Annotated in this window: 15 protein-coding genes; 8 read left to right on the top strand and 7 right to left on the bottom strand. The window is 71.8% G+C overall.

What is annotated here, in order from left to right; genetic code table 11:
* The first annotated feature begins 244 nt into the window (after positions 1 to 244).
* Positions 245 to 943: a hypothetical protein gene (locus tag AB0F61_RS11715; RefSeq protein ID WP_357807323.1), complete on the top strand. Its 699-nt coding sequence runs from the start codon at positions 245 to 247 to the stop codon at positions 941 to 943.
* Between the two features lie 37 nt (positions 944 to 980).
* Here the strand turns inward: AB0F61_RS11715 and AB0F61_RS11710 are convergent, their stop codons facing one another.
* A complete protein-coding gene (locus tag AB0F61_RS11710; RefSeq protein WP_357807321.1) occupies positions 981 to 1,457 on the bottom strand; it encodes a hypothetical protein in 477 nt (158 codons plus the stop codon).
* Positions 1,458 to 1,540: 83 nt separating this feature from the next.
* Between AB0F61_RS11710 and AB0F61_RS11705 the strand changes: the two genes are divergently transcribed.
* Entirely contained in the window at positions 1,541 to 1,657 is a 117-nt protein-coding gene (locus AB0F61_RS11705) for a sigma factor-like helix-turn-helix DNA-binding protein (RefSeq protein ID WP_357807626.1), read from the top strand.
* Between the two features lie 192 nt (positions 1,658 to 1,849).
* Positions 1,850 to 3,931: a PQQ-dependent sugar dehydrogenase gene (locus AB0F61_RS11700; protein ID WP_357807318.1), complete on the top strand. Its 2,082-nt coding sequence runs from the start codon at positions 1,850 to 1,852 to the stop codon at positions 3,929 to 3,931.
* Positions 3,932 to 3,961: 30 nt separating this feature from the next.
* Here AB0F61_RS11700 and helR read toward each other — a convergent pair whose 3' ends face one another.
* Both helR and AB0F61_RS11690 read right to left on the bottom strand, forming a co-directional pair.
* Positions 3,962 to 6,091 (bottom strand): RNA polymerase recycling motor ATPase HelR, encoded by a 2,130-nt coding sequence (gene helR / locus AB0F61_RS11695; RefSeq protein ID WP_357807315.1) that lies wholly within the window; start codon positions 6,089 to 6,091, stop codon positions 3,962 to 3,964.
* Between the two features lie 153 nt (positions 6,092 to 6,244).
* Positions 6,245 to 6,625, bottom strand: coding sequence for a YccF domain-containing protein (locus AB0F61_RS11690; RefSeq protein WP_357807311.1), 381 nt, complete (start codon positions 6,623 to 6,625; stop codon positions 6,245 to 6,247).
* 176 nt (positions 6,626 to 6,801) lie between these two features.
* On the opposite strand from AB0F61_RS11690, the gene AB0F61_RS11685 reads away from it, so the two are divergent.
* The 5 genes from AB0F61_RS11685 to AB0F61_RS11665 all read left to right on the top strand — a co-directional run bounded on the left by AB0F61_RS11685 (position 6,802) and on the right by AB0F61_RS11665 (position 9,919).
* Positions 6,802 to 7,122 (top strand): type VII secretion target, encoded by a 321-nt coding sequence (locus AB0F61_RS11685; RefSeq protein ID WP_357807308.1) that lies wholly within the window; start codon positions 6,802 to 6,804, stop codon positions 7,120 to 7,122.
* Between the two features lie 10 nt (positions 7,123 to 7,132).
* Positions 7,133 to 7,834, top strand: coding sequence for a hypothetical protein (locus tag AB0F61_RS11680; protein WP_357807306.1), 702 nt, complete (start codon positions 7,133 to 7,135; stop codon positions 7,832 to 7,834).
* 7 nt (positions 7,835 to 7,841) lie between these two features.
* A complete protein-coding gene (locus tag AB0F61_RS11675; protein WP_357807304.1) occupies positions 7,842 to 8,603 on the top strand; it encodes an EndoU domain-containing protein in 762 nt (253 codons plus the stop codon).
* A complete protein-coding gene (locus AB0F61_RS11670) occupies positions 8,600 to 9,202 on the top strand; it encodes a hypothetical protein (protein ID WP_357807301.1) in 603 nt (200 codons plus the stop codon). The genes AB0F61_RS11675 and AB0F61_RS11670 overlap by 4 nt, the downstream gene beginning before the upstream one ends.
* Before the next feature lie 120 nt (positions 9,203 to 9,322).
* Positions 9,323 to 9,919: a hypothetical protein gene (locus tag AB0F61_RS11665; RefSeq protein WP_357807298.1), complete on the top strand. Its 597-nt coding sequence runs from the start codon at positions 9,323 to 9,325 to the stop codon at positions 9,917 to 9,919.
* 8 nt (positions 9,920 to 9,927) lie between these two features.
* On the opposite strand, the gene AB0F61_RS11660 is transcribed toward AB0F61_RS11665, so the two are convergent.
* The 4 genes from AB0F61_RS11660 to AB0F61_RS11645 form a co-directional block, all read right to left on the bottom strand.
* On the bottom strand, positions 9,928 to 10,668 hold the full coding sequence (locus AB0F61_RS11660) for a cellulose binding domain-containing protein (RefSeq protein ID WP_357807296.1): 741 nt from the start codon (positions 10,666 to 10,668) through the stop codon (positions 9,928 to 9,930).
* Between the two features lie 73 nt (positions 10,669 to 10,741).
* On the bottom strand, positions 10,742 to 11,122 hold the full coding sequence (locus tag AB0F61_RS11655; RefSeq protein ID WP_357807293.1) for a DUF742 domain-containing protein: 381 nt from the start codon (positions 11,120 to 11,122) through the stop codon (positions 10,742 to 10,744).
* The gene (locus AB0F61_RS11650; protein ID WP_357807290.1) at positions 11,100 to 11,549 is read right to left on the bottom strand and encodes a roadblock/LC7 domain-containing protein; all 450 of its coding nucleotides are present in this window, start codon (positions 11,547 to 11,549) and stop codon (positions 11,100 to 11,102) included. The genes AB0F61_RS11655 and AB0F61_RS11650 overlap by 23 nt, the downstream gene beginning before the upstream one ends.
* Entirely contained in the window at positions 11,546 to 13,465 is a 1,920-nt protein-coding gene (locus tag AB0F61_RS11645) for a nitrate- and nitrite sensing domain-containing protein (RefSeq protein WP_357807288.1), read from the bottom strand. Before AB0F61_RS11645 ends, AB0F61_RS11650 begins: the two co-directional genes overlap by 4 nt.
* Between the last annotated feature and the right edge of the window lie 37 nt (positions 13,466 to 13,502).

The following is a 13,502-nucleotide window of genomic DNA, read 5'->3' as shown; positions in this document are numbered from 1 at the left end:
GCCGGTGCCTTCCCCGGCGACCGGGTGTCCGGAGCGGGTCCGTACGGCGTCACCCGATGCCGTGGCACCAGCCTGTTCGACGGGACGCGCCGAACCATCTGGCGCAGGACGGCAATGCCTCTGCGACCTGAGGAGGAGGACCGGGTGCACCGACGGTGGAAAGATCCGCGCCCGTCCGCGTGAACCAGCGCCCGTGGCGGGGCATCGAACCCTGTGACAGATCCCGCAGAGGAAAGGACCGCCCATGCGCGGCAAACTGCTCGTCGGTGTGACGCTCACCGTTACGTTCGCGGCCGGCTGCACGCCGTCGGTCGACCGGGTCGGCGGCGACGCCGCGCCCGCCGGCTCCCCGTCCGGCAGCGCGAGCCCGTCGGCGTCGACCGCACCGACGACCGCCAGTGCGAGCGCGCCGGCCGCCGGCAGCCCCACCCCGGGCGCGCCGGCCACCCGGACCTCCGGGTCGGGCGCTGGAGTGAGCGAGATCAGGCGGACCAACTGGCCCAACGCGGTGATCCGCAAGCTCGACTTCTGTGGCGAGTCCGACGACGCCGTGGCGTTCCGCAACGGGTCGAACGGGTTCGACGTGCCGTGCCGGATCCTGCCCGGCGGCGCGCGGCCGGTGTACGGGGAGTTCCTCGTCGAGGAGCCGGCGAACGCGCCGTCGACAGAGGACGCGCTCGTCCTCGTCGAGCTGGGCAACCCGGACGCCGCACGACGTCAGGCGTTGGTGCCCGTGCAGCTCTCGGACAACGGCCGGGGACGGTACGCGTGGCCGGTCATCAAGGGAGACGAGTCCAGTTCCGCCGGCGACCGGGTCATGACGTTCGTGTCGTACCGGCTGGTGGGCCAGAACGTGGAGGCCACCGTGCGCCGGCTCGACGGCGGCACCGAGACCCGCCGGTGGCGCCAGGCCGACGGCAGCGGGAACTGGGAACGCTACTAGCCCTGCGCGGCCGTGGAGGCGTCCAGGCGCAGCGTGTTCAGGATCTCGTCGGTGCGGTCGACGTCACCGGTCTGTCTGATCTGGACGTAGACGCCGAAGTGGCCTCGGCCGCGACCAGTGTGACCTCGCTGAACGACGTCGCGGTGTCGGCGCACCGCGTCCAGTGCCGGGCGCTCCCGCGGAGGCTGCCGACCGTGATCGTGCGGTCGGCGGCACGGGTGCACAAGGGGTGGTCGGGCAGTGTCGGCTGGACCGACGTGCCGGTGAGCGACGGGCTCACCCCGACGAACACCCCGGGCGTCGGACTGTCCGCGTCGGCCCAGCCGGTGAGGTCGGGCCCGACGAGCAGGCCGGGGCCGTGGCCGCCGGGCAGTCCGACCACTGCCGGTTTCCAGCCGCCGTCGCGCAGTTGCCGGGCCCAGTCGTCGGGTACGGCGACGGAGACGGTGCCGGTCACGTCGCGTACCCGGGTCCAGCCCGGCGGTGTGGCGGAGGCGGCGGACGAACCGGTCATGACAAGCGTCGCGGCCACCGCGCCGACGAGGGTGAGGGCCCGGCGGGTGCGTCGCAGCGGCGGCCGGGCCGGGCCCGTCCGACCTGTGCCAGCTCGACTACCAGGAGATCGCCGAGCAACTGGGCATACCGGTCGGCACGCTGAAGTCCCTGATCCACCACGCCCGCCGGCACGTCCGAGAGTCGTTGCGGGGCGACTGACTCGTCGCCCGCCGGCCCGGCCGCCCTGCCGGACATCGCATCGATCTGGGGCTTTGTCGCCGATCGAGTGACATCGTTTGACATGCGCCGTCGACCCATCTTTGATTATCGATGTTCATAGTTCGACTTGGGCGGGCGCCGGGTCGTCCGGCGCCGGGTCGGTCCGGTCGACGCCCCGATCCTGGAGGACGGATGTCAGCCTTCGCGCGGCCCCACCCACGTCACGCACGACGACGGCTGCTGCCGGCGGCGATGGCAGCGGTGACGCTGCTGAGCGTCGCGGTCGGCGTGCCGGCATCGGCCGCGGCGACCTCGACGGTGGTCGGCGCGGCGTCGGGCCGCTGCCTGGACGTCGTCGGCGGCGTCCGGACGGCCGGCGCCGGCATCAACATCTATGACTGCAACGGTCAGGCCAACCAGGCCTGGACGTTCACCGCGGCCGGTGAGCTGCGGGTCTACGACGAGACGATGTGTCTGGACGTGGTCGGCCAGGACACCACCGCGCCTGCCGCGTTGCAGATCAACTCGTGCACCGGCGGCGCCAACCAGCGCTGGCGGATCACCACCAACGGGACCATCGTCGGTGTCCAGTCCGGCCTGTGCCTGGACGGCACCGGCGCCGGCACCGCCAACAGCACAGTGGTTGGTCTCTGGACCTGCAACGGGCAGTCCAACCAGCGGTGGACGACGGCTCTGGGCAGCGCCGACACCCAGCCGCCCACGGCACCGGGCAACCCGCGGGTGAGCGGCCTGACGTGCAACTCAGTGACCTTCGCGTGGAACGCCTCGACGGACAACGTCGCGGTGGCCTTCTACGACATCTACCACGACGGTCAGCTCATGACGTCGGTGAGCGGCTCGACGCTGTCCACCAGCCTCACTGTGGTCGCCGGAGCGACCTGGGGCCTGTACGTCAACGCCCGCGACGCCGCCGGCAACGTGTCCCAGGCGAGCACCACCGTGTCGATCACACCCCCGGCGTGTCAGGCCGACACCCAGGCGCCGACCGCGCCGCAACAGCTCACCGGCACCGCCTCGGGCACCACGGTGACCCTGCGCTGGACCGCGTCCACCGACAACGTCGGCGTCCGGGCGTACGACGTCTTCCGGGGTGGCGCGCAGGTCGGCACGGTCACCGGTACGCCGCCGGTGACCACCTTCACCGACAGCGGGCTGGCGGCGAACACCGCGTACCAGTACTACGTGGTGGCCCGGGACGCGCAGGGCAACGCCTCGTCGCGCAGCTCCACCGCGACGGTGACCACCGGCGCGGGCTGCGGCAACCCGGTGTGCGGGGTGCGTCAGGTGACCACCGACACCGACATCCCGTGGGGGCTCGTGACGTTGCCGGACGGCACCGTCCTGTACAACCGGCGCGACGCGCACGACATCATCCAGCTCAACACCGCAACCGGCGCCAAGACCAACCTGGGCACGGTCCCGAACGTGCAGAGCACCGACGGCGAGGGCGGCCTGCTCGGGCTCGCCATCTCGGCCAGCTTCACCAGCGACCGCTGGTTGTACATCATGCACACCTCGCCGAGCGACAACCGGATCGTGCGGATCAGGCTGGAGAGCGGGCGACTCAACACCGCCAGCGAGCAGGTGCTGGTCAGCGGCATCCGGCGCAACAAGTACCACGACGGTGGCCGGCTGCGCTTCGGCCCGGACGGCAAGCTGTACGCCAGCACGGGCGACGCGCAGAACGGCAACTACGCGCAGGACCGGTCGAGCCTCGAAGGCAAGATCCTGCGTCTCAACCCGGACGGCACGGTCCCCTCGGACAACCCGTTCGGCAACTACGTGTGGAGCTACGGCCACCGCAACCCGCAGGGGTTGGCGTTCGACTCGCAGGGCCGCCTGTGGGAGCAGGAATTCGGCAACTCGATCATGGATGAGACCAACCTGATCACGAAGGGCGGCAACTACGGCTGGCCGTCGTGCGAGGGCACCAGCGGCACCTGCGGCACCGCCGGGTTCATCGCGCCGGCGCGCACCTATCCGACGGCGGAGGGGTCCTGCTCCGGGATCACGATCGTGCGGGACGCCCTCTACGTGGCCTGCACGCGTGGTGCCCGGATGTATCGCGCGGTGATCAGCGGCAGCAGCCTGACCAACGTGCAGACGTACTTCAGTGGCACCTACGGTCGCCTGCGGACGGTCGAGCCGGCCCCCGACGGCGGGCTGTGGTTGACCACCACCACCGTCGGCGACAAGGACAGCACCCCGAACAACAGCAACGAGAAGATCCTGCACGTCACGCTCGGCAACTGACGCCGCGGGCGGATCGGCCGGCTGGGCGACTCAGCGACTCGTCAGGATGACGAGTCGCTGGGTCGCCCGGGTCATCGCGACGTACCGGTCCACCGCGCCCTCGACGCCCGTGCCGAACGCGTCCGGGTCGACCAGGACGACCAGGTCGAATTCGAGACCCTTGGCCTGCTCCGGGCTCAGCGATCGGACGCGTGACGTCGGCGGGAACGCCGGATCGCCGATCACGCAGGCGGTCCCGTCGGTGTGCTCGGCGAGCCAGGTGTCGAGGATCGTGCCCAGCTCGGCGGCCGAGCCGTGCACGACGGGGAGCCCGTTGCCGCGGATGGAGGTCGGCACGTTGGCGTCCGGGAGAACGGCCCGGATGACCGGCTCGGCCTCCGCCATGACCTCCCGCGGAGTGCGGTAGTTGATGCTCAACGAGGCCAGGGTGATCCGGTCGAGCCCGATCCGCTCAAGGCGTTCCTGCCACGACTCGGTGAACCCGTGTCGGGCCTGGGCGCGGTCCCCGACGATGGTGAAGCTGCGCGACGGGCACCGGGCCAGCAACATCTGCCACTCGGCGTCGGTCAGCTCCTGGGCCTCGTCCACGACGATGTGCGCGAACGGTCCGGCCAGCAGGTCCGGGTCGGCGGTGGGCGACGCGGACTCGTCGTCGGCCAGGGCGTCGCGCAGGTCGGGTTGGCGCAGCATCGTCAGCAGGCCCTCGCCGTCGTCGTAGGCGTGGGCCGCGAGCAGCTCGTCGACGACCCGGGCCCGGTGTTCCCGTTCCATGGCGGCGGCGGGGTCGTGCCGCTGCGGCCGTGCCGCGTCGCCGAGGCGTCGCCGGGCCGCGTCCAGGAGCGGCAGGTCGGACACGGTCCAGGCCCGGGGGTCGTCGCGCCGCAGCTTCCGGATCTCCTCCGGGCTGAGCCAGGGCGCGCAGGTGCGCAGGTACGCGGGCACCGACCACAGGTCTCCCACCAGGTCGGCCGCGTCGAGCACGGGCCAGGCGCGGTTGAAGGCGGTGCGCAGTTCCCGGTTTCGCGACAGTGACCGGCGCAGCACGTCGTCCGGCTCGTCGCCGTCGTACCTGTCGACGAGGATCGTGAGCAACTCCGCCCAGATCTCGTCGCGTGCCTCGTTGTGCGGGGTGCCCGGCCCCGGTGCCTGGAACGCGTCGGCCCAGTCGTCGGGGCTCAGCCGGATGTCGGCCTCGTCGGTGGTGACTGTCATCGGTGTGACAGGCGGGTCCTCGTAGAACCGGACCGCCGCGTCGATCGCCCGGACCAGGTCCGCCGAGGACTTCAGCCGGGCCACCTCCGGGTCTCCTTCGACGATCGCCGCGCCGCCCTCCTCGACGAGGTCCCGCAGGGTGCAGGTCTGTACGTCTTCCTCGCCGAGGCTGGGCAGGACGTCGGCGACGTAGTTCAGGTAGGGCTGGTGCGGCCCGACGAAGAGCACGCCACCGCGGCGTTGACCCAGGCGGGGGTCGGAGTAGAGCAGGTAGGCGGTGCGGTGCAGCGCGACGACTGTCTTCCCGGTGCCCGGCCCGCCGTCGACGACGAGCGCGCCGGCCGATCCGGCCCGGATGATGGCGTCCTGGTCGGCCTGGATGGTGCTGAGCACGTCCCGCATCCGGGCGGATCGGGCGCTGCCCAGGCTGGCGATGAACGCGGACTGGTCGTCGAGCGCCACGGCGTGCCCCACGAACCCGTCGGGGGTGAACACCTCGTCCCAGTAGTCGTTGATCCGGCCGCGGGTCCACCGGTACCGGCGACGGCTGGCCAGGCCCATCGGGTTGGCGTGGGTGGCGCCGAAGAACGGCTCGGCGGCGGGCGAGCGCCAGTCGAGCAGCAGCCGCCGACCCGTGCTGTCGGTGAGGCCCCGCCGCCCGACGTACACGGGTTCGGCGTCGTCGGCACCGACCACGTGACCGAGACACAGGTCCAAGCCGTAGCGACTCAGGGCGCGCAGGCGGCCGGTCAGCCGGCGGATCTCCTCGTCCCGGTCCATCGCCTGCCGGCCCTTGCCGCCAGGTGCCAGGCGTTCGGCGGCAAGGCGCTCGGACAGCTCGGCGTTCAGCCGGTCGAGGCTCTGCGCCATCGTCGCGAAATGTTGCTCGTCCCGGGCGATGAGCGTGGGGTCGGCCTTGGGGGAGAGGTGCGCGGGGAGATCGAACACGGAGGTAGGCGAGGAATTCAAATGATGACTTCCATTTCGGCAGATTCTGGCCTCGGCCGACGATTTTGCGGCACGACCCGGGTCTTGCCGCAAGCCCCCCAGTGCGCTATATGTTAGAAGTGGCGGGGGACCGGGAGTCCCCCTTTTCCACGCTCAGGGCGTGTCCACGACCTCGCGGCCGAGGGGCCAGAACGCCGCCGGCACGAGCTTGAAGTTGGCGATTCCGAATGGAATCCCGATGATCGTCACGCAGAGGGCGATCCCCGCGACGATGTGGGACAGCGCGAGCCACCAGCCCGCCAGCACCAGCCAGAGGATGTTCGCCAACCCGGACGCGATGCCCGCGCCGGGCTTCGGCACCAGGGTGCGGCCGAAGGGCCACAGCGAGTAGACGGCGAGGCGGAGCGACGCCACTCCGAACGGGATGGTGACGACAAGCGCGAAGCAGACAAGGGCGGCGACGCCGTACCCGACCGCCAGCACGATGCCACCGCCGAAGATGAGCCACAGCACATTCAGTACGAAACGAATCACCACTTCAGCATGAGCGACGCTCGCCACCCGAGCGTTGTCGCCGCCCTCGCGACGCCGGCCGGACGGGCCTGACGCGGGGTCACCTCGAAGGTGAGCGCTTGTTAGACTCCGCCATTGATGATCATGGGCGGTGTGGCGCGGCGAGCTGACGGCCACCGAGGCTGGCGGTGATTCTGGTGAACGACGGGTTCGCGGTCGACGCGGACGAGATCCGCGCCCACGCGCGCAACATCGAGGCGTTGGCGGGGCGCTTCGCGGCGGTGAAGGCGGCCAGCGCGCACATCACCCAGGACGACTCGGCGTACGGGTTGCTCTGCGGCTGGATCGCCGCAGTCCTGGCGGGCAAGCACGCTCGGCAGGACGAGTTGTTCGCGGAGGTCGAGGAGAATCTGACGCTTGCCGCCTCGGGGCTGCGCCAGACCGCCGACGGCTACGACACCGTCGACGGCGACAACGCCGCGCTGATGAGCGGCGTGGAAAGCCAGTTGACCGGATGAGGGCGACCCGATGACCGACATGTCACTTGTCGCCGACGTCACCTCGACCCGGGAGGTCTGGACCGGCGCTTCCCTGGCCGACAGCGTCGAGGGTCTGGTCGACGCGATCAGGAGCGAGGGCTGGGTCGACGATCTGCTCGCGGGTGCCGCGTTCGGGCTCGACGCGGCGGTGACCGTGCTGGATCCGTTCAGCGCGCTGCTCGCCAACGGTCTGGGCTGGGCGATGGAATACTTCGAGCCGCTGCGGGAGATGCTCGACAATCTCACCGGCATGCCCGACGTGGTCGCCGCACACGCCGCGACCTGGAACAACATGGCCGCCGAGCTGCACAGCATGGCCAACGACCTGCGGGCGCACCTCGACGGCGACCTGCCCGAGTGGTACGGCCAGGCCGCGGTGGCCTACCACGGCCTGATGGACCACAACGTCGAGGCGCTCGGTGGGCTCGGCGCGGTCTCCGCCGCGATGGCTGCGGCCACCGAAGGTGCCGGCAACCTGGTGGCGTTCACCCGCGACATCGTGCGTGACCTCATCGCGGACCTGGTGGCCCGCGTGATCGTCTGGGCGGTCGAGGCCATCTTCGTCGTCACGATCCCGGTCATCGCCGCGCAGATCACCGCCGCCGTGGTCAAGTGGGGCGGGCGCATCCTCATGTACGTCGGCGCGTTGATCACCAGCCTGACCAACCTCACCCGCATCCTGAACGGATAAGGCGTCCATGGCGAAGCCCGGAAAACCCGGCGGCAGCGGCGGCACGGGTGGCGGTGGCGGCGCCGGCAAACCCCCGAAGAGCTACGGCGGTATCAACGCCGGCAAGGGCATCTCCAGCGCTCAGCAGGCCACCGGCCAGGCAGCGAAGCAGGGCCATCCACCCGGGGTCGGTCAGGGGCCCGGCAACACCAAGCCGACGAAGCCGACGCCACCTCCCGCGCCGACCAAGCCGCCGACGGCGGACGGCATCCATCACAGCGACGCGTCGAGGAAGCACATCATCGAGGGCGACGGTGGTCGACAGGGCGGCCACCTCGCGGGCACCGGCTTCTCCAACAAGACGGAGTTCCCGAAGAGCTGGGACGAGGCGAAGATCCTCGACGCCGCGCACCAGGTGACGCAGCAGGGGCCACCGAACAAGGGGCCGTACCCGACCAAGGACGCGGACGGCAACCCGGCGTGGGCCTACGACTACATCGGCGTCGTCGATGGTGTGCAGGTCAAGACGACGGTGCTCGCCGACGGCGAGATCCGTACCGCCTTCCCGCCGGACAAGACCAACCCCGGCGTCATCAGCAACCCGCCGGCGCCGAACCCCGCTCCGCAGGGAATCCCGATGGGCAACCCTCCCCGTTACAGTAATCCCGACGTCGGCGGCGACGGCAGTTGGACCTGGGAGGGCCCGAAGGGCAACAAGATCATTAGGGTGGTCCAGGACGACCAGGGCAATGTCACCCGCACCGAGCTCGGCGACTACAAGAAGAAATGAACACCATGGATGCGAAGACGTACGCGACTGTCGCCGACGTGTGCCGGCGGCTCGTGGGCCGGCTCCCCGGCGATGTCCTCGGCACCGTGCGGGAGCACTACGCCGCGGGTGAGTTCGACCTGGCCGACGCCACCCTCCTGCTCAGCCTGGCGTTCTACGGCGTCGGGATCACCAGCGAGGAACGGGCACTGCTGCGCACCGTCATCGGTGACCCCGACGGCCCCGACCTGGCCGACGTGCCGGCCATCGAGCAGGTGCCGCCACTGTCGTACCGGTTCAGCGCCGACGGCCCCACTGACGCGCCCGACCCGGCTCCGGCCGACACCCTGCTGTCCGCCGACGCCCCACGCCGCCAGGGTCGCAGCCTGCACCGCGCCTGGCGGACGCCACGTGACGGCGCGCCGGACGCCGCGACGTGGACGTACGTGCTGCGGGTGGCCGAGGGCGCGGACGAGCTGTCGACGTATTCGGGCGTGATGTCGAATCTCTGGGTCGCGCTGCGGCAGAAGTGGCCGGTGGAGGTCATCGCCGGGGACTCGCCGCGGACGCCGTACCAGGAGGCCGCGCTCGCCGCCGCGCAACCGATCTGGCGCGCCTGAGGCCGGACGCCGCCTGGGCACCGGGGGTCCGCTCGGTGGAAAACCTGAGCCGGAACCCAGGGCCGGCCGAGGGATGTTCCCGGAGGCCGGCGGGGCGCCGACGATCAGATGATGATCGCCATGAAACGCGCTGCGCTCTACGTGATCGCCGGACCGGCCGGTATCGCCGCCTACGGCCTGGTCCGCCTGTGGGCACGATCCGACGGTGTGTACGGGCCGGGGATCGACTGGCAGGCCGCTCATCTGGTCGCGCTCGCCGGCATGGTGTGCTTCGTCCCGGGTGTGCTGGCGCTGTCCCGCCTCCTGCCCGGTAGCCCCTGGCGTACCGGGGTGGTGACCCTCACGATGGTGGGGCTCGCCGCGACGATGGTGCAGTTCGGCGCCGACATCGTGGAGGGTCTCCTGGCCGCCGACCGGGCCGAGATGTCGGCCCTCGGCGCGGACTTCAAGGACATCCCCGGCGTCGAGATGGCCTTCTACGACGTCGTACCCCAGTTCTTCTTCCTCGGTCTGGTCGTCCTCGCGGGCATGCTCGCCGCGAGACGGCGGCTGCCGTGGTGGAGCGTGCCGCTCCTGATCGCCGGCATCGTCCTGCCGGTTGTCACTCTCGACCTGCTACCCGTCGCCGGACTGGCCATGCTGCTGGCGTTCGCGCCGGCGCTGCCGGCACTCGGGCAGCAGGGGGAGCGCGCCGATCTGCCCATCTCGGTCCACTGAGGACCCGTTCAGTTCGACAGCCCGGCGCAGGCGGCTCCGTCGATGGTGCACGCGTCGGGGGCGGCGCCAGCGGGCGCACCGTTGACCCGGAACGTCACCCGGACCGACGCGCCGCCGGGCACCTGGCCGGCACCCTCGTCCGGCACGAACGTCCACACCGCACCGTCGTGGCTGACCCGCGCGCCCTCGACGGCGCTGACCCGCAGCGACTCCCGGGGCAAGGTGAGCACCAGCGTCCACGGTGACGCCGACGCCGGCCCGGGGTTGGTGATCGTCACGGCCGCGCCGTAGCTGAGCAGGGCGTTGTCCTCGATGGCGAAGTCGGCGAGCAGGGCGGTCGGCGTGGGCGCCACTGTCGAACCCGTCGGCGCGGGCCTGGTCGTGGCCCCGACGCTCGGTGGGACCGCGGTGACCGAGGCCGACGGCGGGGGAGCGGCCACCGCCGGGCTGGTGGCCGCCGGTCTTGCCTGCGCCCGAGGAGTGCCGGCCGGCGGTGTGCTCACCTGGTCGACCGACAGTGGCGGGTCGAGAGTCACCGGCGCCAGCTTCCCCGGCGTACGCAGCACCCCGGTGACGAGGACGGCCGTCGCGACAAGCACCCCGAGCACCGCGATGACGACGACCCAGGTGACCCGCGAGGCGTCGTCCCGACCGCTGAGCACCCGCCGGGCAGCCGTGGCGAGGGCCACGATCCGGTCCAGCAGGATGATCGCCACGGTACGGCGTGGCTGGGGTGGTGTTGCCGGCACTGCCTGTCTCCCCTTCAGTTCGTCGCCGGATGACGCCCGCGACCCGTCCGGGTCGCGGATGGCACCTGCCCTGTCACAGGGCGCGGAGCCCGACGAGTATCGCCTCGAGCAGATCCTCGGTCGGCAGCTCCGACAGCATCGGCGGATCGTGCGTCTCGATAAGCCCGGTCGCGAGCAGGTCGCCGAGCAACACCCGGACGGTTCCCAGCGGGAGGTCCAGCTCGGCGCCGACCTCGGCGACCGACACTGGATGGTGGCACAGCTCGACGATCCGCGCCTGTTCGGGAAAGAGCGGTGTGGGAGGCGTGGCCGCCCGCCGGGCGACGACAAGTGAGATCAGGTCGAACTGACCGCGAGTGGGAGAGGTACGCCCGCCGGTCATCGTGTAGGGCCGGGCGACCGGGCCCGCGTCGTCGTCGTACCACGCCTCGTCAGCGGTGCCGCTGGTGTGCACCAGTGTCCCCGATCGTCGCGGAGGAGGCCGGTCCCAGTGTGATCGGCAGGTGCCGCTCGGCCTGCCCCACGAAGAGCGCCACCTCGTACGCCATGTCGCCGACCTTGACGTCGTCACCGGCGATCCGCACGGTGAGGATGGTCCCGTTCGGGATGGTGGCGACGAACAGGAAGGCTCGGGCCATCTGCACCACGACCTGACGCAGAGCGCCAGCGTCGCAGGTCCGGGTGGCGGCCAGCCCCAACGCGATCAGACCGGCGACGACGCCGGAGATCTGCTCGGCCAGTTTCGGCTCCACCTGGCGGGAGCCGCCGAGGGGCAACCCGTCCGGGGAGAGCACGACGGCGAAATCCGCGCCGTGCACTCGGTCGACCAGGCGGTCCAGGGCACCGGTCAGGCCGTCGTCGGTGACCACTGCGGAGGTCATGGGTTTCTCCTCGTCGCTCTGGCGGCCGGCATCTCGACCGTGTCGAGGCCGGCCCTGCCGTGTTCGGGGCCGGTGGGCCCGGTCTGACGGACCCGGGTCGGCAGCGCGCCGTCGCCGTTCGGGTCGGGCCGGCCGGTGCCGTGGTGCGCCGGCGGGTACGGGGTGGTGGGGGATGCGGTGGCCGGCCCCCGGCCGGTGTCGGTCACCGAGACCAGTTGGGCCGGCAGGAGCACGACCGCCGCCGTCCCACCGCGCCGGCTGGGATGCAGCGAGACGTGGGCGCCACAGCGGTCGGCGAGCACGGCGACGGCGTACAGGCCGGTGGGGCCCGTGGGTGGTCCGGCCGGCGGGTTGCCGAGCAGGTGGTTCGCGTCGGCCAGCGCGGCGGCGTCCAGGCCGGGCCCGTCGTCGACGACCACGACGGCGCACCCCTGTGGTCGGTGCTCGCCGTTGACCCGGACGGTGGTGTCCGCCGGTGAGAAGGAGAGGGCGTTCTCGATCAGCTCGGCCAGCAGGTGGACGACGTCGGTGACGGCCGGGCCCGTGAGCGACCACGGCCAGTGCGGCGCGATCAGGACCCGGTGGTAGTCCGGCACCTCGGCGACGGCGCCGCGCGCGACGTCGAGCAGCGGCACCGCGCGCCGCCAGCGGCGGGCGGGCCTCGCGCCGGCGAGGACGATCAGCTTCTCCACGTTACGCCGGACCCGGGTGGTCAGGTGGTCGAGCTGGAACAGCTCACCGCTCTCCTCGGCGGACCGCTCCCGGCGCTGCATCCCGTCCAGCAGGTTGAGCTGATCGCGCAGCAGGACCTGGTTGCGGCGGGTGATTCGCAGGAACAGCTCCCGGTCGGGGCCGTCGGGCGTGACCACGGCATCCGGGGTCGGGGCCGGGGCGTCGACGGGCCGCCGGGTCAACTCGTCGGTCAGCCGTCGGACGGTGCTCGCCCAGCTCACCAGGAGCACGAGCACGACGATGAGGCCCAACCCCAGCACGACGCCGGTCCGGGCGACGAGCACGGCGGCACCCGGCGTGGCCCGCTCGACGCTGCTGCGGGCTGTGCTCGTCACCAGTGTCTGCAACGCGCCGAGGGCCGCGTCCGCGGCGGCCCGCCAGGTCTCCAGGGTGGTCCCGGCCAGGGCGTCTGCGGCGTCCGCCCGCGACAGCCTGTCCTCCAGGGCGATCAGCTCGGCGAACTCGGGGCTGGTCGCGATCCGCTGGTGCTCGACCGGGCCGTCGTCGGGCAGCCCGGCCGCCGCCTCGGCCCGCGCGAATCGCTGGTTGTCGACGAGTTCGGTCAGGCGGCGTCGGTCGTCCACGCCGAGCCGTCCGGCGGTGAGGGCCGCGCTGACCAGGGTGTCCTCCCGGGCGAGCAACTCCCGGGCGCGGGCCAGCGCGATCACCGCACGGGTGTCGGCGGCCAGCCTGCTCTCGTACGCGCCCCACTCCGGGCCGTACACCCGGAAGGCGACGTCGACGACCTGGTCGTACCCGTCGACCGCCTCGGCCTGGTCGAGTTGCCCGGCGTCCACCTGGGACCGGATGGTGCTCAGCCCGTCGAGCCGGCGGACCAGCTCGTCGGCCCGGTCGCGCACCTCGCCGGCGCTGAGCAACCGGACGTCGCGGCCCGCGGTGAACCTGCGAAGCTCGGCGACGGCCCGGTCGGTGACCTCGCGCGCCCCGCCCAGCGGGCTCGCCGTCGCTCCGGCGATCGTCTCGGCGCTGGCCCGGCGTTCGGCCTGCAGGCTCAGGACCAGCCGGTCGATGGGCTGGCCCAGGGTGTCCGCCAGGGCCCGCACGCGCAGCAGGTCGACGGCGTCCTGGCTGGTCAGGTAGGCCGCGTACGACCAGAGGGTGACCAGGACGGCGGCCAGCACGACAAGCCTGGTCCGGATCAGCCGGACCTCGTTGGGCGTCACGTCCCGCTCCGCTCGGTGCGGCGGCGTCCCCCGCGTG

This window comes from Micromonospora sp. NPDC023888 (genome assembly GCF_040639415.1).
Classification (GTDB): Bacteria; Actinomycetota; Actinomycetes; order Mycobacteriales; family Micromonosporaceae; genus Micromonospora.
The sequence above is the reverse complement of the archived record's forward strand: the minus strand, read 5'-3'. Positions and strand labels throughout refer to the sequence as shown.

What these genes read in the sequence shown, in the direction of transcription:
- AB0F61_RS11715 (WP_357807323.1), top strand. Translation starts at nt 245, where the DNA reads ATGCGCGGCAAACTGCTCGTCGGTGTGACGCTCACCGTTACGTTCGCG.
- AB0F61_RS11710 (WP_357807321.1), bottom strand. Translation starts at nt 1,457, where the DNA reads ATGACCGGTTCGTCCGCCGCCTCCGCCACACCGCCGGGCTGGACCCGG.
- AB0F61_RS11700 (WP_357807318.1), top strand. Translation starts at nt 1,850, where the DNA reads ATGTCAGCCTTCGCGCGGCCCCACCCACGTCACGCACGACGACGGCTG.
- AB0F61_RS11680 (WP_357807306.1), top strand. Translation starts at nt 7,133, where the DNA reads ATGACCGACATGTCACTTGTCGCCGACGTCACCTCGACCCGGGAGGTC.
- AB0F61_RS11675 (WP_357807304.1), top strand. Translation starts at nt 7,842, where the DNA reads ATGGCGAAGCCCGGAAAACCCGGCGGCAGCGGCGGCACGGGTGGCGGT.
- AB0F61_RS11670 (WP_357807301.1), top strand. Translation starts at nt 8,600, where the DNA reads ATGAACACCATGGATGCGAAGACGTACGCGACTGTCGCCGACGTGTGC.
- AB0F61_RS11665 (WP_357807298.1), top strand. Translation starts at nt 9,323, where the DNA reads ATGAAACGCGCTGCGCTCTACGTGATCGCCGGACCGGCCGGTATCGCC.
- AB0F61_RS11650 (WP_357807290.1), bottom strand. Translation starts at nt 11,549, where the DNA reads ATGACCTCCGCAGTGGTCACCGACGACGGCCTGACCGGTGCCCTGGAC.